The sequence below is a fragment of the Rhizobium mongolense subsp. loessense genome (genome assembly GCF_900099775.1).
In the GTDB taxonomy this organism is placed as follows: domain Bacteria; phylum Pseudomonadota; class Alphaproteobacteria; order Rhizobiales; family Rhizobiaceae; genus Rhizobium; species Rhizobium loessense.
The window spans coordinates 152,059-173,930 of sequence record NZ_FMTM01000010.1 but is presented as its reverse complement, the minus strand read 5'-3'; the positions used below and the strand labels follow the sequence as shown (position 1 = coordinate 173,930).

The 21,872-nt window shown below is 58.7% G+C and carries 27 protein-coding genes and 1 pseudogene; 13 read left to right on the top strand and 15 right to left on the bottom strand.

The genetic code is table 11. The features are described 5' to 3' along the window. Both BLP23_RS26560 and BLP23_RS26550 read right to left on the bottom strand, forming a co-directional pair. A partial coding sequence (locus BLP23_RS26560) for an aminotransferase class I/II-fold pyridoxal phosphate-dependent enzyme (RefSeq protein WP_139187115.1) occupies positions 1 to 420 on the bottom strand: 420 nt, incomplete at its 3' end. A gap of 327 nt (positions 421 to 747) precedes the next feature. Then, the gene (locus tag BLP23_RS26550) at positions 748 to 1,476 is read right to left on the bottom strand and encodes a response regulator (protein WP_092587736.1); all 729 of its coding nucleotides are present in this window, start codon (positions 1,474 to 1,476) and stop codon (positions 748 to 750) included. 252 nt (positions 1,477 to 1,728) lie between these two features. Here BLP23_RS26550 and BLP23_RS26545 point away from each other — a divergent pair, with 252 nt between their 5' ends. Further along, entirely contained in the window at positions 1,729 to 2,391 is a 663-nt protein-coding gene (locus tag BLP23_RS26545; protein WP_092587720.1) for a Crp/Fnr family transcriptional regulator, read from the top strand. 44 nt (positions 2,392 to 2,435) lie between these two features. Here the strand turns inward: BLP23_RS26545 and ccoS are convergent, their stop codons facing one another. The 9 genes from ccoS to ccoN form a co-directional block, all read right to left on the bottom strand. Then, positions 2,436 to 2,594 carry a cbb3-type cytochrome oxidase assembly protein CcoS gene (gene ccoS / locus BLP23_RS26540; RefSeq protein WP_092587719.1) on the bottom strand — a complete coding sequence of 53 codons (159 nt, stop codon included), beginning with the start codon at positions 2,592 to 2,594 and terminating at the stop codon, positions 2,436 to 2,438. After that, positions 2,591 to 4,882, bottom strand: a complete 2,292-nt coding sequence (locus BLP23_RS26535; protein ID WP_092587718.1) for a cation-translocating P-type ATPase — start codon at positions 4,880 to 4,882, stop codon at positions 2,591 to 2,593. Before BLP23_RS26535 ends, ccoS begins: the two co-directional genes overlap by 4 nt. After that, positions 4,879 to 5,376 carry a FixH family protein gene (locus BLP23_RS26530; protein ID WP_092587717.1) on the bottom strand — a complete coding sequence of 166 codons (498 nt, stop codon included), beginning with the start codon at positions 5,374 to 5,376 and terminating at the stop codon, positions 4,879 to 4,881. Before BLP23_RS26530 ends, BLP23_RS26535 begins: the two co-directional genes overlap by 4 nt. After that, positions 5,373 to 6,950 (bottom strand): cytochrome c oxidase accessory protein CcoG, encoded by a 1,578-nt coding sequence (gene ccoG, locus BLP23_RS26525; protein WP_092587735.1) that lies wholly within the window; start codon positions 6,948 to 6,950, stop codon positions 5,373 to 5,375. The genes BLP23_RS26530 and ccoG overlap by 4 nt, the downstream gene beginning before the upstream one ends. Positions 6,951 to 7,170: 220 nt before the next feature. Next, positions 7,171 to 7,314 (bottom strand): hypothetical protein, encoded by a 144-nt coding sequence (locus BLP23_RS26520; protein ID WP_324613824.1) that lies wholly within the window; start codon positions 7,312 to 7,314, stop codon positions 7,171 to 7,173. A 9-nt stretch (positions 7,315 to 7,323) separates the two neighbouring features. Further along, the gene (ccoP, locus tag BLP23_RS26515; protein ID WP_092587716.1) at positions 7,324 to 8,187 is read right to left on the bottom strand and encodes a cytochrome-c oxidase, cbb3-type subunit III; all 864 of its coding nucleotides are present in this window, start codon (positions 8,185 to 8,187) and stop codon (positions 7,324 to 7,326) included. A 1-nt stretch (position 8,188) separates the two neighbouring features. Continuing rightward, complete coding sequence (locus tag BLP23_RS26510; RefSeq protein ID WP_092587715.1) at positions 8,189 to 8,341, bottom strand: cbb3-type cytochrome c oxidase subunit 3; 153 nt, start codon at positions 8,339 to 8,341, stop codon at positions 8,189 to 8,191. A 12-nt stretch (positions 8,342 to 8,353) separates the two neighbouring features. Then, positions 8,354 to 9,085 carry a cytochrome-c oxidase, cbb3-type subunit II gene (gene ccoO, locus BLP23_RS26505; RefSeq protein WP_092587714.1) on the bottom strand — a complete coding sequence of 244 codons (732 nt, stop codon included), beginning with the start codon at positions 9,083 to 9,085 and terminating at the stop codon, positions 8,354 to 8,356. Between the two features lie 9 nt (positions 9,086 to 9,094). Continuing rightward, entirely contained in the window at positions 9,095 to 10,711 is a 1,617-nt protein-coding gene (gene ccoN, locus BLP23_RS26500; protein WP_092587713.1) for a cytochrome-c oxidase, cbb3-type subunit I, read from the bottom strand. A 278-nt stretch (positions 10,712 to 10,989) separates the two neighbouring features. Between ccoN and BLP23_RS26495 the strand changes: the two genes are divergently transcribed. The 4 genes and pseudogenes from BLP23_RS26495 to BLP23_RS26480 all read left to right on the top strand — a co-directional run. After that, positions 10,990 to 11,721, top strand: a complete 732-nt coding sequence (locus BLP23_RS26495) for a Crp/Fnr family transcriptional regulator (protein WP_092587712.1) — start codon at positions 10,990 to 10,992, stop codon at positions 11,719 to 11,721. Positions 11,722 to 11,749: 28 nt separating this feature from the next. Next, positions 11,750 to 13,675, top strand: a complete 1,926-nt coding sequence (locus BLP23_RS26490; protein WP_092587711.1) for a hybrid sensor histidine kinase/response regulator — start codon at positions 11,750 to 11,752, stop codon at positions 13,673 to 13,675. Between the two features lie 272 nt (positions 13,676 to 13,947). Further along, positions 13,948 to 14,385, top strand: a complete 438-nt coding sequence (locus tag BLP23_RS26485) for a pseudoazurin (RefSeq protein WP_092587734.1) — start codon at positions 13,948 to 13,950, stop codon at positions 14,383 to 14,385. Positions 14,386 to 14,435: 50 nt separating this feature from the next. Then, positions 14,436 to 14,980, top strand: a pseudogene (locus BLP23_RS26480) (VWA domain-containing protein); the annotation flags it as partial. Between the two features lie 62 nt (positions 14,981 to 15,042). Here BLP23_RS26480 and hemN read toward each other — a convergent pair. After that, positions 15,043 to 16,395, bottom strand: a complete 1,353-nt coding sequence (hemN, locus tag BLP23_RS26475) for an oxygen-independent coproporphyrinogen III oxidase (RefSeq protein WP_092587733.1) — start codon at positions 16,393 to 16,395, stop codon at positions 15,043 to 15,045. Positions 16,396 to 16,639: 244 nt separating this feature from the next. On the opposite strand from hemN, the gene BLP23_RS26470 reads away from it, so the two are divergent. The 6 genes from BLP23_RS26470 to BLP23_RS26450 all read left to right on the top strand — a co-directional run bounded on the left by BLP23_RS26470 (position 16,640) and on the right by BLP23_RS26450 (position 19,484). After that, positions 16,640 to 16,909 carry a DUF2249 domain-containing protein gene (locus BLP23_RS26470; protein ID WP_092587710.1) on the top strand — a complete coding sequence of 90 codons (270 nt, stop codon included), beginning with the start codon at positions 16,640 to 16,642 and terminating at the stop codon, positions 16,907 to 16,909. Positions 16,910 to 16,965: 56 nt separating this feature from the next. Further along, on the top strand, positions 16,966 to 17,358 hold the full coding sequence (locus BLP23_RS34740) for a hypothetical protein (protein ID WP_233426821.1): 393 nt from the start codon (positions 16,966 to 16,968) through the stop codon (positions 17,356 to 17,358). Beyond that, positions 17,359 to 18,105, top strand: a complete 747-nt coding sequence (locus BLP23_RS34735) for a hypothetical protein (RefSeq protein WP_233426820.1) — start codon at positions 17,359 to 17,361, stop codon at positions 18,103 to 18,105. 5 nt (positions 18,106 to 18,110) lie between these two features. Then, positions 18,111 to 18,530: a DUF2249 domain-containing protein gene (locus BLP23_RS26460; protein WP_233426819.1), complete on the top strand. Its 420-nt coding sequence runs from the start codon at positions 18,111 to 18,113 to the stop codon at positions 18,528 to 18,530. A gap of 178 nt (positions 18,531 to 18,708) precedes the next feature. Continuing rightward, positions 18,709 to 19,026, top strand: a complete 318-nt coding sequence (locus tag BLP23_RS26455; protein ID WP_092587732.1) for a TraR/DksA family transcriptional regulator — start codon at positions 18,709 to 18,711, stop codon at positions 19,024 to 19,026. A 53-nt stretch (positions 19,027 to 19,079) separates the two neighbouring features. Beyond that, positions 19,080 to 19,484: a hypothetical protein gene (locus tag BLP23_RS26450; protein WP_208603205.1), complete on the top strand. Its 405-nt coding sequence runs from the start codon at positions 19,080 to 19,082 to the stop codon at positions 19,482 to 19,484. Between the two features lie 31 nt (positions 19,485 to 19,515). Here BLP23_RS26450 and BLP23_RS26445 read toward each other — a convergent pair whose 3' ends face one another. Together BLP23_RS26445 and BLP23_RS26440 are read right to left on the bottom strand one after the other, a co-directional pair. Continuing rightward, complete coding sequence (locus tag BLP23_RS26445) at positions 19,516 to 19,803, bottom strand: hypothetical protein (RefSeq protein ID WP_092587709.1); 288 nt, start codon at positions 19,801 to 19,803, stop codon at positions 19,516 to 19,518. Positions 19,804 to 19,951: 148 nt separating this feature from the next. After that, complete coding sequence (locus BLP23_RS26440) at positions 19,952 to 20,170, bottom strand: hypothetical protein (protein ID WP_092587731.1); 219 nt, start codon at positions 20,168 to 20,170, stop codon at positions 19,952 to 19,954. 141 nt (positions 20,171 to 20,311) lie between these two features. Between BLP23_RS26440 and BLP23_RS26435 the strand changes: the two genes are divergently transcribed. Continuing rightward, a complete protein-coding gene (locus tag BLP23_RS26435) occupies positions 20,312 to 20,863 on the top strand; it encodes a hypothetical protein (protein ID WP_092587708.1) in 552 nt (183 codons plus the stop codon). 186 nt (positions 20,864 to 21,049) lie between these two features. Next, positions 21,050 to 21,238 (top strand): twin-arginine translocase TatA/TatE family subunit, encoded by a 189-nt coding sequence (locus BLP23_RS26430; RefSeq protein WP_092587707.1) that lies wholly within the window; start codon positions 21,050 to 21,052, stop codon positions 21,236 to 21,238. Between the two features lie 27 nt (positions 21,239 to 21,265). On the opposite strand, the gene BLP23_RS26425 is transcribed toward BLP23_RS26430, so the two are convergent. Further along, the gene (locus tag BLP23_RS26425; RefSeq protein ID WP_092587706.1) at positions 21,266 to 21,556 is read right to left on the bottom strand and encodes a DUF6522 family protein; all 291 of its coding nucleotides are present in this window, start codon (positions 21,554 to 21,556) and stop codon (positions 21,266 to 21,268) included. Positions 21,557 to 21,872: the final 316 nt, after the last annotated feature.

Sequence of the window (21,872 nt, the reverse complement as noted above, 5' to 3'; positions counted from 1 at the left end):
GTTCAGCGCGTCGGAGAAGATGATCAGCCCGGGGATCCTGGCGCCGAGCGTGCCGAGCGACGCCCAGTTGGAGACATAGCCGGAGGTGAAGATCAGCGCTGCTTCCTTGCCGTGCAGGTCGGCCAGCTCGCGCTCGAGCAGCACGTGATAGTGGTTGGTGCCAGAGATATTCCGGGTGCCTCCCGCACCCGCGCCACAGTGGTCGATGGCGTTCTTCATCGCCGCGATCACCTTCGGGTTTTGGCCCATGCCGAGATAGTCGTTGGAACACCAGACGGTGACGTCCTTCTGACCGTCCGCCGTGTGGCGCGTGGCGCGTGGAAAGCTGCCGCGATGACGCTCGAAATCGGCGAAAACCCGATAGCGGCCTTCCTTGTGAAGCCCGTCCAGCTCGCTCCTAAAAAATCCTTCGAAATCCATTCATATGCTCCATGACCACCACCAAGACCTAGCGCTTGCCGAACTGGATGGTCTTGACATAAATCAAGAACGGATCGCCAGGTGTGCACCATTTTCCGCTCAAGGTGCAGCTTTTCTTTGAGCCGGATCAACTCCCGGCGCTTTCCAAGGCACTCGAAGCTGTGCTCGGCAACTCTCAAGCATCCAACGGCAGCTGTCAGAGCTGCAAATGCAAGCTAAAGGAACATCCGCATCCAGTTCTTCGAAATTATCCGTTTTCGACCGACATACGCGCTTCAGCTACCGCCAACATTGACAGTAATCAAAGAGCCGGCGTTGTGTTGGCGATTATCGGCCGCTACCCGTAAAGATGTAGCCGACGCCGCGAACGGACTGGATGATTGTCGGGTTTTTGGGATCCTGTTCGATTTTTCTGCGCAGCCTGGCAATTTGCGCGTCGATTGTTCGATCAAACGCCTCGAGGTTGCGGCTGCGCGTGAGGTCCATCAGCGTTTCGCGCGACAGCACGCGGCCCGGATTGCGCGCAAAGACGAGCAGCATATCGAATTCGCCGGTTGTCAGTGGCGTGTCTTGTCCGGAAGGGTCTGTCAGCTTGCGCCGGTGGATGTGAAGTTGCCATCCATCGAATTGAAGGACGCCCTTGTCCGGAGCCGGATGCGCGGCCGGGCGCTCGGCAGGCTGGCGGCGACGCAACACGGTTCTTAGTCGCGCAAGAACTTCGCGAAGGTGGAATGGCTTGGCGATGTAATCATCTGCTCCGACTTCGAGGCCTACGACTTTGTCGGTCACATCGTCGCGGCCGGTCAGCATCAAAATCGGCACGTCCGACTTCGCGCGGACTTCCCGCACCAATTGAAGCCCGTTTTGCCCGCCAGGCAAAACCAGATCGAGGAAAATCGCTGTAAAGTCTGTCTTTGCGAGCTCAGCGTGCATCGCAGTGCCGTCAGCGACGGCCGTGACGCGATATCCTTCATCTTCGAAATAGCGGATCAGCATTTGCCGAATCCGGGCGTCATCGTCGACGACCAAAATATGCTCGGATTGCTTGCCCGTCATTTCCACATTCCCTAGGGCTTCTTCGAGAAGACGCGCCCGCGCACCGCCAGTTGCTTTCTTCAATTATCGAATTTCTCAGGAAATGGGAACGTCGCCAGTCATCCTTCTCCCCAAAGAATGGTCAAGCGGTCCGCCGGAGCCGCGAAAGATCCAGTTTTGCGCTTACTTTCACGCTTGGGCCGTTGATCAAAATCAAACAGGAATTCGCTTGCGTAGGCTAAATGAGGTTTGGGATTCAACGAGGGTAGGAAAATGTCCGTCGAGACGACCGTATTGGCGCGTTCAAAACTCTTTGCCGGGTTAGGCAGCGACACCGCCAACAGGCTGCTCAAGCTGGCTGACATCATCAGGTTCGAGCCTCGCGATTTCATCATCCGGGAAGGTCAAAGAGCCGACGCGTTCTTTTGTGTTATCCGAGGCTATGTTCGTTTGTTCAAGACGAATGAGATGGGACGCGCTGCAGATATCAGGATCTGTGAGCCGCGCGACACCTTCGCCGAGTGTCTGATCGGCGGTGGTGGTATCTATGCCTACAATGTTCAGGCGGCAGATAATGCTGTGCTAGCGCGCTTTACTATCGACGGCGTAAGACGCCTGGCGGAAGAGGACCGAGCTCTGGACAGGAATATCATGCAGCTGATGGCCGACCATCTGCTTGCGACGATGGAATGCGTGGCCAGCGACCGTCTGCAAACGGCCTCTCAGCGGGTTGCCCACTATCTCTTAAGCCAATGTTCGGCAGGCAAACCAAGCGAAACCGTTCGTCTCCCCTACCAAAAGAGCCTGCTCGCCGGCAAGCTAGGCCTTGCTCCCGAAGCCCTTTCGCGCGCATTCGGTGCGCTCAAGGAAGCGGGCGTCACTGTCAGAGGCAGAACCGTGCGGATCGACGATATCGCGGCTCTGCGCCAGATGTAGCAGGCTGGCGGTAACGATCCGCCGCTCCTGGCAAGCGTCAAACCTCACCGCCGGGGCATCTTTTCATCCTCGTCATCGAGAATGCGCCATGACGCGCCATCGAGATCGTCATATTGGCCGTTCTTCAGGGACCACAGGAAACCAAAAAGGCCCAATCCTCCCATGAAGAGCGCGATCGGAATGAGGTAAATCAGCATGTTCATGGCGAAACGAACTCCACTGCCGAATGCTTCGTATTGCGGATCGAATGCCGCTTGCCAGGGTCCTTCGCCCTGTCGTTCAGACGCAAGGCATTTGCAACGACGATGAGCGACGATGTCGACATCGCCACGGCCGCGACCAGCGGCGTCGCATAGCCCGCGATTGCGATCGGTACGGCGATGATGTTGTAGCCGATCGCCAGCGCGAAGTTCTGCCGGATCAACCGAGCCGCCTGGCGCGACACCGAGATCGCCTCAGGCACGGCCTCAAGACTATCGTGCATGAAGACCAGGTCTGCTGCCTGCCGGCCGACATCTGCCGCCGTCGCCGGTGCCATCGACACATGAGCTGCCGAGAGCGCCGGTGCGTCGTTGATCCCGTCACCGACCATCAGGACGCGATGGCCGAGCTTGCCCAGACGTTCGCATTCCTCCATCTTTCCCCGGGGCGTCAATCCTGCAAGCCAGCGATCGATCTTGAGCGTCTTGGCGGTTGCGTCGACGATGCTTTCCCGGTCGCCTGACATCACAATCGCGGCAAACCCTTGACCCGCAAGGCTCTTGATGGCGCCATCGGCACCTGGCCGCAGCGTATCCTCGAAATAAAAGCGTGCAAGCTCGATCCCGTCCTTCGATAGGACGACCTCGGAGAAGGCGTCGCTTTTTTGTGCGCCTCGCGGACTTCCCGGGCAAGCGAAGGCCGTATTGCCGAGACGATAGGTTCCCTCCCCGCTTTTCGCTTCCAATCCAGCGCCCGGGATCTCCTCGACCCCATCAAATGCCAGGGCATTTGATCCGGCATCGCGCAAAAGTGCCTGTGACAATGGATGCCGGGAATGAGCCGCCAGGCCGGCGGCAATGCCCAGTTCGCGAGGGCCGGCATGGGTGTGGTAAGCGAGACGCGGCTGACCCATCGTCAAGGTTCCGGTCTTGTCGAATGCAATCATATCGATCTCGGCCAGTCGTTCCATGGCCGAGCCGTCTTTGACCATGATGCCGCGCCGGAACAGGGTGCCGGCGGCCACGACCTGAACAACGGGCACCGCCAGGCCCAGGGCGCAGGGGCAGGTGATGATCAAGACGGCGACGGCCACCAGCATCGCTTGCTTCCAGTCGCCGCCGATCAGACCCCAGCCGAGAAAGGAGATCAGTGCCAGGAGATGAACGGCGGGCGAGTAGTAGCTCGCGGCGCGATCGGCGATGCGCCGGTAGCGGGCGCGCCCGCCTTCTGCGGCTTCCATCAGGCCGATGATCTCGGCCAGTAGCGAGTTTCTTGCAGTCGCCGCAGCCTTGATCGTCAACGATCCCGTCAGGTTCATCGCACCGGACTTCAGTTCGCTTCCCGTCGACACCGCCATCGGAATGCTCTCCCCAGTGACGATAGACAGATCGACCTCGCTGCGACCGGCAACGACGGTGGCATCCACCGGAATGCGTTCGCCGGCCGGCACGGCAATCAGATCTCCGACATTGATTTCATCCAACGGCACATAACGTTTGGGGCCATCCGGGTTGATCAGCAGCGCACCGCGCGGGGCAAGCCGCGCCAGGCCGGTGATTGCCGCGCGTGCCTTGTCGCGCATGACGTGATCGAGTGTGCGGCCAATCAACAGAAAAAACAGCAGGGATACGGATGCATCGAACCAGGCGTGCTCTCCATGATGGATCGTTTCCCAAAGCGACATCGAATAAGAAAGCGTCACCGCAAGCGATATCGGCACATCCATATTGGTGCGGCCGTGCTTCAAAGCGTTCCATGCGGATTGGTAGAAGAAACGTCCGGCATAGATCAGTGTGGGCGCCGCGATCATTGCCGATATCCCATGAAACATGTCGCGCGTTGCAGCCTCGGCCCCGGACCAGATCGATACGGAAAGCAGCATGATGTTTGCCGCTGCGAAGCCCGAGACACCGACTGCCAGCAGCAGCTGATTGCGAACACGATCATCGTCGCTCAAGTCAGCCGTGAACAAATGCGCTTGATAGCCGCAGGCCGCAATTGCAGACAGAATGCCGGCTGGATTGACCGGCTTGCCGTTCACCTCCTCGTACCACACGCAGCTCACGCGCTTTGCCGTGAGGTTAACCCGCGCGTTCTTGACATAAGGCAACTGCGTCAGCGCCTTTTCGATGGTCGAGATGCAGACACCGCAGTGGACGCCTGGAACGCTGAAATCCGATTGCCTGAGACCGGAGCCCAGAGACTGGCTGGCCAGCAGTGCCTCCTCTGCGCTGATAACGTTGCTGCTCAGCGACAGCACGCATTCTACATCCATGGTGCAGCATGTCATTGGACGAACCCCGCCGTATTGATCCTGAGGGCCTCGTGCATCACGGTCGTGCCCTCGTTCTTCGAAATGATTTCAACGATCCAGTCGCCCGACAGGACGCGGTGGCGCGCTTCGAAATGGCCGTCACGGCGCTTCGGCAATCGAATGACGAAATCCTCGTGGTCGCCGACCGGCCGCTTGAAATGCGCCGTGACCGCGTCGGCGGTGGCTGGCGAACCGTCGCGATTGCGCAACGTATAGACAATCAGCCCGTCTTGAAGCGCGAATTCACCAGAAACGCCGCTCGTGGCCATAGCGTGCATTGCCTGCGCCTTTTTGTTGAATTCCTGGCTCGCGACATAGGTATTTTCCACCACCAGGCCACTCCAGCTCGACGAGGCGTACCAGGCCATCGTCATGTTGACGGAAATGATGATGCCGAAGAAGACAAGCATGATGAAAAGCATGTGGCGGCCGGTGAAGCCTTTGCCATTGGTGATCTGGTAGTCGCTCATTTCCTGGCTCCTGGCGCATTGAAGGCGGCTTTGTAGACTGAGTGATCCGTGCCGGCCGGGTCGTCGGCCACGAAGAGAAATTCGCTGACGGCACTGGAGGCATTCTTGCTCGTGACGAACACCTTGAGCGCCATTGCCGTGTCTGGCTTCGTTTCAATCATGAACTGCCGGCTTTCCTCTTCCGATAGTTCCGGAATCCTCATCGTCGCGCCTTCCATTCCTTCGAGATGCAACGCAATCGTGCGGGGCTGCGGCAGCATATTGAGAATGCGCAGCGTGTAGCCGTTGCGGATCGAGCCGTCTGATTCGAGGACGAACTGAGGGTTTCGGTCGTGCACGACGTTGAGGTTAAGCCGCTCTCGCAGTGCGAGATGGACGAGCATACCAATGCCAACTGCCGCCCAGACGGCTGCGTAAAAGACCACGCGCGGCCTGAAGATGACGCGCCAATTGAAATGCCGGATTGCGGCGATGAAGTTTCCGTCACCATCGCGAACGCGCTGAGGCTGCACGCCAGTCTTTCCGGTGTCGGTGGCAAGTGCCATGTTGGCGGCATATTCACTCAGCGTTGCATAGGCGATGAGGCCGCGCGGCTTGTTCAGCTTGTCCATGACACCATCGCAGGCATCGATGCAGAGCGCGCAGGTGATGCACTCCATTTGCTGTCCGTCGCGAATATCGATGCCCATCGGACAGACGGCCACGCAGGCATTGCAATCGACGCAGTCTCCAACGGCCTGGCCTGAGAGGACCGCTTTCTTGGCGTGGCGGGAGCGCGGTTCGCCGCGCCAGTCGTTGTAGGTGACGACGAGGGAGTTTTCGTCGATCATGGCGCCTTGGATCCGCGGCCACGGACACATGTATGTGCAGACTTGCTCGCGCATCAGGCCGCCGAGCACATAGGTGGTCGCGGTAAGCGTTGCGACGGTTGCATAGGCAACGGCCGGTGCCTGGCCCGCCAAGAAACTTTGCGCCAATGTTGGCGCGTCAGCAAAATAGAAAATCCACGCACCACCGGTTCCTGCACCGATGACAAGCCAAATCGCGTGCTTGCTGGCGCGCTTCAGCAGCTTGGTCGCGCTCCATGGCGCATTGTCGAGTTTGATCCTTGTGTTGCGGTCGCCCTCGATGGCGCGCTCAATGACGAGAAACAGATCGACCCATACCGTCTGGGGACAAGCGTAGCCGCACCAGGCTCGCCCGACCGCGGACGTCACCAGAAACAAGCCAAATCCCGCCATGACAAGCAGGCCCGCCACATAGAAGAACTCCTGCGGCCAGATCTCGATGAACAAAAAGAAGAAGCGGCGCGAGGCCAGGTCGACCAGAATCGCCTGGTCGGGTGCGTAAGGCCCCCGGTCCCACCGCAGCCATGGTGAGAGATAATAGATCCCGAGCGTCATCAGCATGACGATCCATTTGAAGCGACGGAAGCGCCCCTGCGCCCTTTTCGGGAAGACTTTCTTGCGCGCGGCATAAAGGGGCTGACGATTGCGTGCCGCGTTGACCGGCTCCACCTGAAGATGTTCCACCGTTTTGTTGTCGCGCGAATTGGGGGCGGTGTAGAGGTTCATGATCAGCATCCATCATTGATGCGCCCTTGTCGCATTCCGCAACGCTGCCTTCCTTGACGTAGGTCAAGAAGGCGGATGTACGCCTAAATGCAAAAAGCCACGTCGAAGGCGTGGCACGCCGAAGGCGTGGCCAGGAGAGATTGCTAAGAAAGAGCCCCGCAGGGGACGCCCGCTTATCAGCGGCTTGTGGTCGAATGATCCTTGAGGCAAGTCAAACTGATCATCGCCTGGCCAAGTTTTCGGACTCTCGCTTTTCCTCTTCTGCGGTGACTGGCACCTTGGCCCGCACGGAAACCCGCGTGTGGACGACTGAGCGCGGTGTGCCATAGAGCGAGATCAGCGGATTGGTATCGCGTGTTGACATGTCAGCCTCCTATTTTCCGCCGCCGAGCGAATGCACGAAGACGGTGAGTTCCTTCACGGTCGTCTCGCCAAGGCGGGCGGACCAGGCCGGCATCATGCCATGTTTTGGCGCGCTGATCTGCCGGCCGATCGCCTCTTCGCCCTCCCCCTTCAGCCAGATGGCATCGGCCAGATTGGGCGCACCCATGTCGACGTTGCCCTTGCCGTCTTCCCCGTGACAGGCCGCGCAGTTGTCGAGGAAAGCCTGCTTGCCGGCGCTTGCCATCTCTGTATCGGAGGGCGTCTTCGTCAGGCTCCAGACGTAGGCAGCGACATTGCGGGTTTGCGCGGCATCGAGAACGTCAGCAAACGCCGGCATCTCCGACACGTGGGTGTCGCCGTCACCGTCGAAACGGACGCCATGCGCAATGGTCTTTTGGATTGATTCAAGATCGCCACCCCACAGCCAGTCGTCGTCGTTCAGGTTCGGGAATCCCGGACCGCCGGCTGCGCCACTGCCGTGGCACGGTGCGCAATTGACCTTGAACGCCGAGGCGCCGCCGGAGATGGCAAATTGCCTCAGATTGGCATCCGCGTCGATTTCGCCGACAGTCTTTGCGGCGATCTGGTCGAGATAGACGGTCTGGGTCGACCTTGCCGTCTCCACCTCCTGTGTAAGATCGGCGCGGCTCGAAAACCCGAGGAGTCCATTCGTGGCGTTGGTCAGAAGCGGAATGGAAGGATAAGCGATGGCATATCCCACCGCCCAAAGGATCGTTGCATAGAACGTCCAGACCCACCACCGCGGCATGGGATTGTTCAGCTCGCGGATACCGTCCCATTCATGGCCAGTGGTTTCGACGCCACTGACTTCGTCAACATGTTTGTCCGACATATCAGTCATCCTTCAAAGGTATGCTTGCGGCGTCATTGGCGCTTTCCCTGCTGCCCGGACGGAGCGTGAAAAGGACAACGCCGATGAAGAACAGCGTCATGGCAAGGAGGCCCCAACTGTCCGCGAAGTGGCGCATTGCTGTGTAGGTTTCCATGGGGCGCGTTCCTCAGCGATATCCGGTTGCGTCGTCATAGGTCGAATAGTCGACCAAGGTGCCGAGCATCTGCAGGTAGGACACCAAAGCGTCCATCTCCGACAGCTTCGAAGGATCACCGTCGAAGTCGCCCGTCTTGGCCTTCGGATAGCGTTCGAGCAGTGCCGTGGTATCGGCGTTCGCATCCGCCTGCATTTTCATATCCGCCTCGGCATTGGCGATCATGTCCGGCGTGTAAGGCACACCGACAAGCCCATTTGCCTTGATATCCATGCCGACATCCCTGACTGTGACCTCGTTGGTCTTGAGAAAGGCATAGCTCGGCATGATCGATTCCGGCACGACCGCGCGCGGATCGGCGAGGTGCTGGACCTGCCATTCGTTCGAGTAGCGCCCACCGACACGCGCAAGATCCGGCCCGGTGCGCTTCGAACCCCATTGGAAGGGATGGTCGTACATCGATTCAGCTGCGAGCGAATAATGTCCGTAGCGTTCGACTTCGTCGCGGAATGGCCGGATCATCTGGCTGTGACAGACGTAGCAGCCCTCACGCACATAGATGTTGCGGCCGGCCAGTTCCAGTGGCGTATAGGGACGCATCCCTTCCACCTTTTCGATGGTGTTCTGCAGGTAGAACAACGGTGCGATTTCGACGATGCCGCCAACGCTGACAACCAGAAGCGATCCCACCAGTAGGAGCGTCGCGTTCTTTTCTATGATCTTGTGTTTCTCAAGTATCGACATGGTCGTTCCTCACTCGGCAGGCTGGGCGACGAGGGCACCCGGCATCGGCGCCTCATTGCGTTGGTAACCACGGATGGTCATGTAGACATTGAAGGCCATGATCAGACCGCCCGCGAGATAGAGAGTTCCGCCCAAGGCTCGCAGCAGGTAGTAGGGCAACATGGCAGCAACGGTCTCGGCGAAGGAATAGACGAGGAAGCCCTGGCTATTGTATTCGCGCCACATGAGCCCCTGCTGGATTCCGGCAACCCAAAGCACGGCGGCATAGATGACGATGCCAAGTGTCGCGAGCCAGAAGTGCCAGTTGATCATGCGAAGGCTATAAAGGCGCTCCCTCCCCCACAGTTTTGGAGTCAGGTAGTAGACGGCGCCGAAGGTGATCATGCCGACCCAGCCGAGAGCGCCCGAATGGACATGACCGATCGTCCATTCCGTATAGTGGCTGAGCGAATTGACAGACTTGACCGACATCATGGGACCTTCGAATGTCGACATCCCGTAAAAGGCGATTGCCATGATCATCATGCGGATGATCGGGTCCGTGCGGATCTTGTCCCAGGCACCGGAAAGGGTCATCAGACCGTTGATCATGCCGCCCCACGAAGGCATCCAGAGCATGACGGAAAACACCATGCCCAGCGTCTGCGCCCAATCCGGCAGAGCGGTGTAGTGCAGGTGATGCGGACCGGCCCAGATATACATGAAGATCAGGGCCCAGAAGTGGATGATCGACAGGCGGTAGGAGTAGACCGGTCGGTTGGCCTGCTTCGGCACGAAATAATACATCATGCCCAGGAAGCCGGCGGTCAGGAAGAAGCCAACCGCGTTATGGCCGTACCACCACTGGGTCAGAGCATCCTGGACGCCAGAGAATGCCGAATAGCTCTTCGAGCCGAGCAAGGAAACCGGTACCGACAGGTTGTTGACGACATGCAGCATCGCCACTGTGACGATGAAGCCCAGGTAGAACCAGTTCGCGACATAGATGTGCGGTTCCTTGCGCTTCAAAAGCGTTCCGAGGAATGCAAGAAGATAGGCGACCCAGACGATCGTCAGCCAGATGTCGACATACCATTCGGGCTCTGCATATTCCCGCCCCTCGGTGATCCCCAGAAGATATCCCGTCGCGGCCATGACGATGAAGAGCTCGTAGCCCCAAAATACGAACCAGCCGAGGTTGCCGCCGAAGAGGCGGGCGCGACAGGTTCTCTGGACGACGTAGAATGAGGTGGCGATCAGCGCGTTGCCGCCGAAAGCGAAAATGACGGCGGATGTGTGGACCGGCCGCAGGCGCCCGAAGTTGAAATATGGAGCAAGGTTCAAGTCGGGATAGGCGAGCTGAAGCGCGACGACGACCCCAACGAGAAAGCCGACCACGCCCCAAAACACGGTGGCGATGACACCGTATCGAACAACATCGTCGAAATATTCGGACGAGTCCGGCTTGGGCCGCCGACCGGCCGGTGCGAAATTGACGCGGCGAAGGAGCACAAGGGTGCTTCCCATCAGCACGAAGAACAGCACCCACATATGTGCCGCAAAGAGGTGGTCGTGCGCAAAAGCGGCGCCGAGCAGCGCGAAGAACGCGCAAACGGCGATGAGCACGGTTTCCGTCGTATAGTTCATGTCGTTGTCCCCAAGCACAGATGATCACGCAGACGCGCAACCTTCGCTCCGATCTTGTCCTGGGAGAGCTGACACGAGCGCCGGGCCTGATCCTTGATCTATGTCAACGACCGCAGTGTTCTGCGCAGGCGCAAGCTGGATTATTCTTCGACGACCGGAGCAAACCGGCGCGCTGTTACAAGCTGTTACACTTTCGCACCGATGCGCACGCTGCCAGCATTCCGGTGTAACGCGAACCGTTTCTATTACCCTCATCAAACGGGACAGAGGGTTCTAAAATGTTGATGCAAAAAAATATTGCGTTCGAAGCCATTCACGGTTCGGTGAATGACAATTCGGGACAGCTGTCTCTGAAGTCGCTTTTTAATTCTATTCCGCAAGAAGGGCTGCAAGCCGGCAAGGCCCTGTTCTGGGAAGGCGACCCTGCAAACCACCTTTTTGAACTCGTCGAAGGCGTCATGCGCCTCTACCGCATCATCGGCGACGGCCGGCGCGTCATCACGGCATTTCTGTATCCGGGTGACCTTGTCGGCACGTCGCTCCAGAAGCGCTACCTCTACACGGCCGAAGCCGTCACGGATTGCAAGATCCGCCGTATCGCACGGAAGAATTTCCATGATGAAATCTCCCGCTCTGCCTGTCTGCGTCCTGATTTCATATCGCTGCTGTGCCAGGAAATGGCCGCTGCGCACGATCAGATGGTGCTGTTGTCGAAGAAGAATGCAGAAGAGCGCTTGTGCAGTTTTCTGCTCCAGCTCATCTCCCGCGAAATGACCAACGCGGCAGGCGACCTCGTGATGCTGCCGATGAACAGGCTCGATATTGCCGACTATCTCGGTCTCACCATCGAGACAGTGTCTCGCACCATCAGCAAGCTCGCCAGCCGGAACATTCTCGTCCCGGTCGGACGTCACGACATGAAGATCCTGAACCTGACGCGTCTCATTCAATTGTCCGGCAATGGCGATGATTTCTCATTGGAAAATTGCCATAGCGGCAGTATCCACTAACGGGCTCGGGACGATCGAGTTGAACACAATGTCGCAACGCTTCATTTCGCCGCGCACAACATCAAAGCAAGAACTCGAGGCCATCGTCCGCATTATGGGCGGCGCCAACAACATCATCATGTATGGCGTTGACGGCATCGTCACCGAATGGTCGGCCGGCTGCGAAAGCATGTACGGCTGGACGCATGAGGAGGCTGTCGGCAAAGCCGTTGAAGAGCTGCTTGCTTCGCAGTTTCCCGAACCGCGCGAAAATGTCAGTGAGCAGCTGCGACAGCAAGGATACTGGCAGGGCGAACTCATCCATCGCCACAAGGACGGCTATGATGTGTACGTGACGTCGCGCTGCATGGCGGTGAAACCTTCCGACGGCGAAGCGGTCATCATCCAAACCGACAATGATATCAGCGATCTGAAGCGCGCCGAAAGCGAGGTCAACGCACGCGAGGCTCACCTGCGGTCCATTCTCGCAACAGTTCCCGAAGCGATGATCGTTATCGATGAGCGCGGAATTGTCATCTCTTTCAGCACCGCTGCAGAAAAGCTGTTCGGCATTAAAGCGGACGACATCTGCGGCCGGAATATCAGCAATTTGATGCCAAGCCCCGATCGTGACGCGCATGACGATTATATCGCGCGTTATATCAAGACGGGCGAGCGCCGCATTATTGGCTATGGCCGGGTAGTGACCGGTCAACGGGCTGACGGCTCGAAGTTCCCAATGGAGCTACATGTCGGTGAGACGACGGCAAACGGCGAGCGGATATTTACCGGCTTCGTCCGCGATCTGACGGGCCGGTACAAGATCGAAGAAGACCTGCGGCAGGCGCAAAAGATGGAAGCCGTCGGGCAGCTGACAGGTGGGATTGCCCATGACTTCAACAATCTTCTGACGGTGATCAGCGGCAATCTCGAAATGATCGAAGCGAAGCTCGCGGAGGGACCGCTCAGCCCGCTGTTGCGAGAGGCGCAGGAGGCGGCCGGCGATGGCGCGAAGCTGACGGAGCAACTTTTGGCATTCGGGCGCCGACAGCCCCTTAATCCAACGCTTGCGGATCTCGGACTGTTGGTATCGAGCTTCTCCGATCTGTTGCGCCGGACGCTCGGCGAAAACATCGATCTGAAGACGGTTATTGTCGGCTCGAACCACAACGTGCTGGTCGACAGTTCCCAGCTGCAAAACGCTCTTTTGAACATCGCGCTGAATGCCCGCGACGCAATGCCGCGCGGCGGTAGCCTGACAACGCAGATCAAGCGCGTCTATCTCGATGCAGACTACGCAAAGATGTATCCGCAAGTACGCACCGGAAACTTCGTTCTCATTTCCGTCACCGATACAGGGGTCGGCATGTCGGACGAAGTCAAGGAACACGCCTTCGAACCGTTCTTCACCACCAAGGACGTCGGTTCCGGTACAGGCCTCGGCCTCAGCATGGTTTATGGTTTCGTGAAGCAGTCGGGCGGCCATCTGCAGCTCTATAGCGAGGTCGGGCGCGGCACGACGATCCGCATTTATCTTCCCTGGGTACAGTCAGCTGCGAGCAAAGCAGACATGGCCGACACCGGATCCGAACCGCGCGATGTACTGCCGGGCGGCACTGAGACGGTGCTGGTGGTCGAGGACGATGCGCGGGTGCGCCGTGTTGCCGTCGCGCGCCTGTCGTCCATGGGCTACAAGGTCATCGAAGCGAGCAATGCCCGGGCGGCCTTGGAGGTTCTGGCCGAAGATCCAACGATTGCCCTGCTGTTTACGGATATTGTCATGCCCGGCGGCATGACGGGCGATGAGCTTGCCAAGGAGGCGCGCGTTGTCCGCTCCGACCTGAAGATCCTCTTTACGTCAGGCTACGCCGAGCCGGGTCTCGGCGGACGCGGCTTTGCGACGCCAGGCAGCTGGCTGCGCAAACCCTATACCGCAAAGGACCTCGCCGTGCGGGTTCGCGAGCTGCTGGACTGATCATCCTGGATTGGAAGTGCAGCTGACAGGTAGGCGCTTCGCGCCGGTGTGCGGCATGGGCCGTCAGCGCTTAATGGCTGCAAAGGCGGCGCCGGAGGATCGGCCTTGCCTTCAAGATCCGGCCAGCGTTCATCCGGCATCGACAATCACAGGCTTGCGATTGATGGCCCCCTATTTGACCACCGTCAAAGAAGCACCCGTTCAACATGCGTATCACAGCAGTCGACGGCCAGTTCGGCCATCGTTCAACTAGGAGATATGAGATGTGTTCGATGATTGCGGGTATTTTTGCCGCGACGGCCTTGCTTGCTGCAACTACCATGCCGTTGATGGCAGCCGACCACCAGGTGCAGATGCTCAACAAGGGCGCCGGCGGCGCCATGGTGTTTGAGCCGAGCTTCACCAAGATCGCCCCTGGCGACACCATCACCTTCGTGCCGACTGACAAGTCTCACAATGTCGAATCCTTCAAGGGTTTGATCCCCGAGGGTGCTGCCCAATTCAAGTCGAAGCCAAGCGAGCAGGTTCAGATCAAGTTCGATGCGCCTGGCGCCTATGTGATCAAGTGCACGCCGCACGTCGCCATGGGAATGGTTGCACTGGTCCAGGTTGGCGATGCGCCGGCAAATCTTGAGGCCATCAAGACCGCAAAGCTTCCGAACATGGTCCGCAAGCGCCTCGACGCTGACATCGTCAAGATCACCCAATAATGGGCTTATCGCTCGAAATGCCTGCAGCTGGGCTTTGATGGCCCAGCGGATCGTTATCAACGGATTCCTGGGTCGACAACCACTGCGTTCTCGACGTCGAGAAACAGGCGCTCGACGTTTTCGCCCGTGGGCTCGACGCCTGCGGCGACAACTTCGCCATCAGCACTTTCACATCGCGGGGGCACTTCTGGGGCCGCATTGCAACCGTGAAAGCCTTCCACGAAGCCTTCTCACCCCGGACGGTCTCGCGCATCAGCGCAATGCGGCCCGGCTGCTATACCCGCATGGGCGCAGCGATCCGCCACATGGTGGAGGAGCTCTCCAGGCAAAGCAGCCGCAAAAAGCTGCTGCTGATCCTCACGGATGGAAAACCCAACGATGTCGACCATTATGAAGGACGGTTCGCGCTGGAGGACAGCCGGCTCGCTGTTGGAGAAGCACGGGCATTGGGGCTTCCGTTTTCGCGGTGACGATCGACCGCAATGCGCAGGATTATCTTCCCGCCATCTTCGGAAGGGGCGGATTCGCCCTCGTTTCCGACATCGGCAAGCTGCCGAGCGCATTGCCGGCCATCTATCGCGGGCTGGTTTACTGAGGGGTGCCAGCCCCGAAGGAGAGACCCGACCGGCTGGGGCGGCCTCGGGTCTCTCCACCCCTTCAAGCCGCTTTGCTATGGGTGCGGCCGGATGCGCCGATATAGGCATCAAAGGCTGCCGCCACCGCCCTGATCATGAACCTGAGATCTTTGCGCACGGTGACAAGACCGTCGCGGACCGTAACGACACCATCGCTTTCAAGCGCACGCAGCCGGTCATTGCCGTTAAGAACGAGGCCGGTTTCATAGCCAAAACGTGCGCTAAGCAGATTGAGGTCGACGGCGAAATCACACATCAGCCGTTCGATGATTGCCGCCCGGAACCGATCCTGCCCGGTCAGGCGGTACCCTTTCACGGTGGCCAGGCTGGCGGATGCAATCCGTTGCGCGTAGGCTCCGGAAGCGACTTCATTTTGGACATACCCCGCCGGAAGCTTTCCGATGGCGGATGCCCCGAGCGCGATGAGAGTCTCGCACGTATCTGCCGTGTAGCCTTGAAAGTTCCGCCTCAAATCCCCCCGCATGCTGGCCATCGAAAGATCATCGGCAGGCAGGGCGAAGTGATCAAGGCCGATCCGCACATAGCCGGCATCGATCAGCGCTTCGGCGATCGCTTCGGCCTGGGTGTTGCGCTCTTCTGCATTCGGCAAGGTTGCCTCATCGATAAGACGCTGGTGCTTCTTGAAGGCCGGGATGTGTGCATAGCCGAAAACCGCAAATCGATCGGGGCGCAAGCGGATGGCAGTCTGCATGGTATCGATGCAGGATGAAACCGTCTGATACGGCAGGCCATAGATCAGGTCGAAGTTGATGCTGCCGATGCCGGCCTCTCGCAATCGCTGAACGGCGGTCTGTGTCTGCTCGAAAGTCTGTTTACGGTTGATGGCCGCCTGAACCACCGGATCGAAACTCTGGACCCCCAGGCTTGCACGACACACGCCGCCCTTAGCGAGCGCGTCAACCATTTCGCTGGCAAGTGTACGCGGATCGATCTCTACGGCAATTTCCGCCCCCGGCATGAACCCGAAGGCGTTCCTTAGATGCTTCATCAAATCCGCGAACTCGTCCGGCCGCATGATCGTCGGCGTGCCGCCGCCGAAGTGCACATTCTGCACGGATAGCGGTTGCGTCAGTTTGGACGCGACCAGGTCGATCTCCTGATGGAGGACATCCAGGTAATCAAGGATCGGCCGATTCTGCTTAGTGATCGTGGTGTGACACCCGCAATACCAGCACATCGACCGGCAAAAAGGGATATGAAGATAGAGCGAGACCGGGTCGCAGCTGACGAGTTCTTCCAGCCAGTCCCGGTAGGTACCTGCACCGATAGCTGAAGAAAAGGCAGGCGCGGTCGGGTAGCTCGTGTACCGCGGCAGCCGCGCTTCGCCATATTTCTCGATGAGGGGATGAGACATGATGCGTTCCTTCAAAAGACGTTTTGGCGACCTTGAAGGCGCTGCGCGCGGCTGTCCTTGTCATAGGTCAATGACGATGCCAGCGCATTTTCGAGAATCCGGGAAATTGTTTGCTTACAGTCAAATTGCATTGGCGCGATTGCCATTAGGCTTTTGAACATCCGGCAAATCACGGCTGCGGTTTGACCCGGAGTTCATTCGTCTGCGGCCTATAAGGGGTTCCAATCCATGACTGGAAGCGACGATTGCTGAAAGCAAGAAGCCACTGATCGATGTGCGCACGCTTGCGCCGGCTGAACGGCATCCGCGCATTTTCAATACCCTCAATGCGCTTGCGCCAGTCGGTTCGCTGCTGATCACCAGCGACCATGATCCGAGGCCGCTGCACTATCAACAAGAAACCGGATATCCTGGCAAGTTCGCCTGGGAATATCTCGAGCAAGGCCCCGAGATATGGCGCGTGGAGATCGCTCGACTCGGATCGGGATGTGACTGCTGCTGCGGCAGCCACTAACGGGCATTAAGCGGGCAGCGACGATGATCCCCGGTGCAACACTTTCGCGATGGACCATGTCCTATTTTGCTGCCGCGCTGGTCTTTCTGCTTCTGGCAGAAGCCATGCTGGCTGCAGGCCTTTGGAAACCATCCGTCGACATCGGGGATCCCGTCACGCTCATCATCGTGCATTGCGTGACGATCGGCTGGCTCGGCCTTTTGATGATCGGTGCATTGTTGCAATTTACACCGGTATTGACGGGAGCGGGGCTGGCTACGGAATGCTTCAACCTGCCCGCCCTGATCGCCATCGTCGGCGGCCTTGCGGCGCTGATTTGCGGGTTTGCCGCGGTCAAGAACGGGTCGTCAGCGGCCGCCTTGATAATGCCGGTCGCCGATGCTCCCCTGATCGTCGATCTTGCCCTGCGCGCCGTACCCGTGCATGCCGGCTTCGGGCTTGGAGGATAGATGAGCCTTGCCGCCATCGGCGTCAGCTACAAACTCATGGGCATGTCCCTGCTGTCACCCGATACCTTACGAACACGGATGGTACTGGCGGGCGGCGCTTCCACCTTCCTGATACTCGGCGTTGCCCTGTTCTGCCTGCTTACGCGCCGGGACATGATTGAGGCGCTGCTCATCATTTCGGCTGCCGTCTTCTTGGGAACGATTGCAGTTTACGCGACCGAAATGCGCAGCCTCTACCGCACGCGACACCGCAAAACGCTGGAGCTCAACAGCATCGGTTCCATTCCGGCATTCGTGCTGCTGGCGCTGTCGATGGCAGCTCTCGTCATTTCCATGCCGCTCAATGCGGATGACGGTATTCGCGCCGCGATCGCCTATCTTTTCGTCTTCGGGGGGCTCGGTCTCGCACAGTTGCTGAAAATCGTCCCCTTCCTAACTTGGCTCGAAGCCTTCGGCCCCCTGCTCGGCCGGCGCCCGACGCCACGACTGCAAGACCTGATCAAGGAGCGCCGCGCTTCGTTCTGGCTCGGCGGATTTTACCTTGCGGTCATATCGGCGGCCGGATCCATCGCAGTAAACACCGATGCGGGATTTCAGGTATCGGCCCTGGCTCAACTGATATGCTCTGCAGGCCTGATCTTCGAATTGTTCCAGGTTCGTATCCTTGCCCATGTCGATGCCGTCGCCAAAAGCAGCCCCTTCCATCAACCCGGTCTGTTGATCGCCAAAATCAATTCAGAGAGGTAGCGACCATGACGCCAATTCGAGAACTCGATGTCAGACAGCTCCTGAAGGACGGCGGCATGCCGTTCCAGGTCATCATGGAAACAATCCAGTCGTTGCGTCCGGATGAAAGTCTCCGTCTCCTGGTGATCCTCGAGCCTATTCCCCTCATTCGCCAGCTGAGCGAGCGCGGATATAGCCACCGCAGCACCAAGCTTGCGGAAGACGATTGGGAAATCGTGTTTACACCGCAGTCAGCAGCAGCCGCGGCCGACGATGCGGGTCCTCCGGCATCAGATATCTGGCCGGAGCCGGAATGGAACCTCGATCTGACGGATCTGGCGCCTCCCGAGCCCATGGAGCGGATCTTTGCTCGCGTTGAAACGATGAACCCAGGCGAAGTCCTCTTTGCGCTCCTCACCCCGCGAACCGGTCTTCCCCTTCAATGAACTGAACAGGCGGGGCCACGAATGGGCTATTCGCCGTCGGCCGCTTGCTATGTCGGCGCGCTGCGCGCATGCGAGGGCCGGTCTCCGCCTGTGTTTTCGAGATATTGACGCAGATCAAGATGATCCGCCTGAAATCGCCCTAACTATGATCAGGAGAGGAAGAGTCTGGAGAACCAGAATGCAAAAAGAGAAATATGAACAGGTTCTGCGGAGCCGATTGGAAGACCTTCACCGGCGCCTGCAACTCGTTGACAGCGATCTGGGGCGGCGAAAGGACGCCGACGATGAGGACCGTGCCGTCGAGCTCGAAAATAACGATGTGCTGGAGGGCTTTGGACGTGCCGGGCAGGAAGAGGTCCGCGCGATCAACGCTGCCCTGCAGCGCCTTGAAAACGGTACCTTCGGCATCTGCGTCAAGTGTGGATCACCGATTTCGGAAGCGCGTCTCGAAGCGGTCCCTTATGCCGTCACATGTCAATCGTGCCTCAGCGATTGAGCCGGTACACAATCGTCAACGGATGTTGTGCACTGCCAGGGAGAGCAGGGATCATGGAGTATGGCGTCGTAGCAGCCGGATTGGACGCGGACGAGAAGTCAGGATGCATCATTTTGCAGGTCGGTTCGCAATGCAGAACCGTCCTGGTGACGCGCCGCGCCATCCTGAACGTCGCCTCGCCGCCGCGCGCCACCAAGGCGCGTTTTTTGGAGCATGTCGAAACCTTCTGCGAGATCGCCCTCAATCGCATGCGAATGCCGATCACCAATCAGGACATCGTCGTCATCACTGCAAACGACGTGCGAGGCTGGCGCCGGCATTGGCCATCACTGCCGGCGCCGCTTTTCTCTGAGCCAACAGGAGCCCGCAAGAGCGGGCATCGCATTGGTAAGCAGCAACGTTATCTGCAGCCTATCCCAGCCGGAACCTCAGAGGAAACGGGCCATAATGGTGAGTGAGCCTGAACGGCTGGACAAATGACAGCGAAAGTCAATGCTGGTTGCCAGGGTCTGATTTCCAGTCGCAGACGTCGCCCGCCGATATATAGATGCGGCCATCAGAGGCGACATCCTTAACGCGATGCTTTGCGCGCACGATGTCGCAAAAGAGCTCGACGTTTTCCTGCAGCCGCGTCTCGTCCGCACGCGGTGGTGAGGCGACATCGAGAAGCGCCTGCTTGTCGACAACGGCAATCTGGTTGCTTCCGGCCTCTTCAAGGATGATCAAGGCGCTTTCGCCGGAAGAGCGGAGGAAGGCTGTAACGAACTTCAAAGACATCGCGATACCTCGTCGCTCGATGGATAAGCGCCGGGGGCGCTCCATGACGGCATAGAATATGCCGGCAAGAGACAAATATTGTCGCAACGCAGAGCGATGTCTTTGAGGAAGATCAAAATCATCAAGGCACTTCGGGCCTTGTCGTAGGTTAGTCCGATTCCATCATCAGCGCCGTGCCGAGGTATCCAAGCGCGATTGTATCGCCAAACGCGAAAATGAAGAGGCCCTGGGCCACATAGCCTCCCACCCCGCCGAGCGAGCCCGCTGATTCCGCAAATCCTGTCGTCCAGACGATCGAACCCACCACGCTCCCGATGAGGAAGCCAATGGCCATTCTGACGATAATAAATCGAATAAGCCGAGGCATGGCGCAAAAACCCTCGACGCCTTGCATGACAACGGCAACTCGGCTGAATGGTTCCGCAGGAAAACCCGAGATCTTGACCTTCGTCAAAGCGGGTGCCTCCCCTGTCGGTTAAATGCCCCGATGAGATTAACGGGGACAAACATGAATCAATTTTCGATGGCAGCCGGCGCCTTTGCGCTTCTTGCAATGCCGGGCCCGACCAATACGCTGCTTGCGCTTGCTGCCCAGCGGCGTGGAGTATGGGAGCTCGCGGTTCTTGCAACCACCGTCGTTGCCGCTTACCTGGTGGTAGTGGTACTGCTTGCAGTCTCTACCGGCGCCTTCCTGAATTCCAATCCGCAGATCGCCGCTGCCCTCAAGCTGACCTCTGCCGCCTGGGTTTTATATCTTGCCTTTCGGTTGTGGTCCGCTCCCGGGCCGGTATCGGCGGCCGACGTCTCGGCACGTGATGTCCTCATAACGACGCTGCTCAATCCGAAGGCGATCATCACCGGGTTGACCATGATCCCGGCGGCGAACGTTTCGACACAAATCCCACGCCTCATCACCCTCGCTGTTGTTGTCGCTGTAGCCTCGATGCTTTGGCTTGCATTCGGCAAGCTTGTCATTGGTGAACAAAAGACGCTGCGCCGGTGCAGTTGCGCTGTATTCATGCTGTTCTCAGGCAGCTTGACCGCCAGTCTTTTTAGTTGACGATGTTCGTGCTCATACTGCTCTGCCGGAGGTCCGCGAAGGTTGAGCGCTCCTACCATTCGAGAGGCGGGTTGAGATATGTCACAGACCGCCTCCTGAACGGGCTATGTTCTACACACGGTCCCGGAGGCCAATGAGGCAATCTCGCCGTCAACGGTCCAATTGTCTGAAGCAAGGAATATTGCAATGGGTTCGTTCAGCGCATGGCATTGGGTGATTGTAATGGTGATCGTCCTGCTGCTCTTTGGCCGCGGCAAGATCACGACTTTGATGGGCGACGTCGCCCAGGGCATCAAAGCCTTCAAGAAAGGGGTCGCAGACGAGGACCAAATCCCTGCCCCTGATGAGATGGCCCACGGCAAGATAGAACAATGAACGGCAATCGCCGGCGAACAACCGCTTCTACGCAAGCTTCCGGCGGCTGGTCCTTTTCATCGTGCCAGCCCGGGCGAAGGTCATTTCTTCGGAAATGACGGTATCGGACTTGTCGAGGATCGCGCGCCAAATGCGGTTGCCGATCCTGAGGCTCAGCCGCTGCAGGCCGAGATCGTCGCCCTCACCAATTTCGACGGTACTTGCAACCAATCCCATCTGCAGTTTTCGCCTGAACTCGGCTCCGGAGAGGCCGAAGCGCGAGGAAAGCTCTGCGGGATTGAGGATGAAGTCACCATTGTCGTCGCGCGTTATCTGCATTCTGGATCCTCTTTTCCGGTCTTGTCATAATCGCGTCTCGAGGTGCTGCACGACAGACAGACTGTAGATAAGTTCGCCCGCGAACCTCTGCGCCACCCATAAAAGACCCGGCCCGGACAGCGTCAGCGCGTGCCCTTGCCTGGTGCTCGAGCGCAGCCATGTCGGCGGCCTTCACTGCCGAAACCCGTTCGTCGAGCCCGCCGGCCAGCCGTTCTTCCAGAAACGCGATGCTTCTGCCGACGGTTGCTTCAAAGCACCTTAGAACATGGAAAGCGTGCCGCCGCTCCGGGCGAAGCGTTGCGACATGGCCAAGCAC

Bases quoted from the DNA above. Each gene is read 5' to 3' on its own strand.
- BLP23_RS26550 (WP_092587736.1), bottom strand. From the start codon at position 1,476: ATGACGGGCAAGCAATCCGAGCATATTTTGGTCGTCGACGATGACGCC.
- BLP23_RS26545 (WP_092587720.1), top strand. From the start codon at position 1,729: ATGTCCGTCGAGACGACCGTATTGGCGCGTTCAAAACTCTTTGCCGGG.
- ccoS (WP_092587719.1), bottom strand. From the start codon at position 2,594: ATGAACATGCTGATTTACCTCATTCCGATCGCGCTCTTCATGGGAGGA.
- BLP23_RS26535 (WP_092587718.1), bottom strand. From the start codon at position 4,882: ATGACATGCTGCACCATGGATGTAGAATGCGTGCTGTCGCTGAGCAGC.
- BLP23_RS26530 (WP_092587717.1), bottom strand. From the start codon at position 5,376: ATGAGCGACTACCAGATCACCAATGGCAAAGGCTTCACCGGCCGCCAC.
- ccoG (WP_092587735.1), bottom strand. From the start codon at position 6,950: ATGAACCTCTACACCGCCCCCAATTCGCGCGACAACAAAACGGTGGAA.
- BLP23_RS26520 (WP_324613824.1), bottom strand. From the start codon at position 7,314: ATGTCAACACGCGATACCAATCCGCTGATCTCGCTCTATGGCACACCG.
- ccoP (WP_092587716.1), bottom strand. From the start codon at position 8,187: ATGTCGGACAAACATGTTGACGAAGTCAGTGGCGTCGAAACCACTGGC.
- BLP23_RS26510 (WP_092587715.1), bottom strand. From the start codon at position 8,341: ATGGAAACCTACACAGCAATGCGCCACTTCGCGGACAGTTGGGGCCTC.
- ccoO (WP_092587714.1), bottom strand. From the start codon at position 9,085: ATGTCGATACTTGAGAAACACAAGATCATAGAAAAGAACGCGACGCTC.
- ccoN (WP_092587713.1), bottom strand. From the start codon at position 10,711: ATGAACTATACGACGGAAACCGTGCTCATCGCCGTTTGCGCGTTCTTC.
- BLP23_RS26495 (WP_092587712.1), top strand. From the start codon at position 10,990: ATGTTGATGCAAAAAAATATTGCGTTCGAAGCCATTCACGGTTCGGTG.
- BLP23_RS26490 (WP_092587711.1), top strand. From the start codon at position 11,750: ATGTCGCAACGCTTCATTTCGCCGCGCACAACATCAAAGCAAGAACTC.
- BLP23_RS26485 (WP_092587734.1), top strand. From the start codon at position 13,948: ATGATTGCGGGTATTTTTGCCGCGACGGCCTTGCTTGCTGCAACTACC.
- hemN (WP_092587733.1), bottom strand. From the start codon at position 16,395: ATGTCTCATCCCCTCATCGAGAAATATGGCGAAGCGCGGCTGCCGCGG.
- BLP23_RS34740 (WP_233426821.1), top strand. From the start codon at position 16,966: ATGTCCTATTTTGCTGCCGCGCTGGTCTTTCTGCTTCTGGCAGAAGCC.
- BLP23_RS34735 (WP_233426820.1), top strand. From the start codon at position 17,359: ATGAGCCTTGCCGCCATCGGCGTCAGCTACAAACTCATGGGCATGTCC.
- BLP23_RS26460 (WP_233426819.1), top strand. From the start codon at position 18,111: ATGACGCCAATTCGAGAACTCGATGTCAGACAGCTCCTGAAGGACGGC.
- BLP23_RS26455 (WP_092587732.1), top strand. From the start codon at position 18,709: ATGCAAAAAGAGAAATATGAACAGGTTCTGCGGAGCCGATTGGAAGAC.
- BLP23_RS26450 (WP_208603205.1), top strand. From the start codon at position 19,080: ATGGAGTATGGCGTCGTAGCAGCCGGATTGGACGCGGACGAGAAGTCA.
- BLP23_RS26445 (WP_092587709.1), bottom strand. From the start codon at position 19,803: ATGTCTTTGAAGTTCGTTACAGCCTTCCTCCGCTCTTCCGGCGAAAGC.
- BLP23_RS26440 (WP_092587731.1), bottom strand. From the start codon at position 20,170: ATGCCTCGGCTTATTCGATTTATTATCGTCAGAATGGCCATTGGCTTC.
- BLP23_RS26435 (WP_092587708.1), top strand. From the start codon at position 20,312: ATGAATCAATTTTCGATGGCAGCCGGCGCCTTTGCGCTTCTTGCAATG.
- BLP23_RS26430 (WP_092587707.1), top strand. From the start codon at position 21,050: ATGGGTTCGTTCAGCGCATGGCATTGGGTGATTGTAATGGTGATCGTC.
- BLP23_RS26425 (WP_092587706.1), bottom strand. From the start codon at position 21,556: ATGCAGATAACGCGCGACGACAATGGTGACTTCATCCTCAATCCCGCA.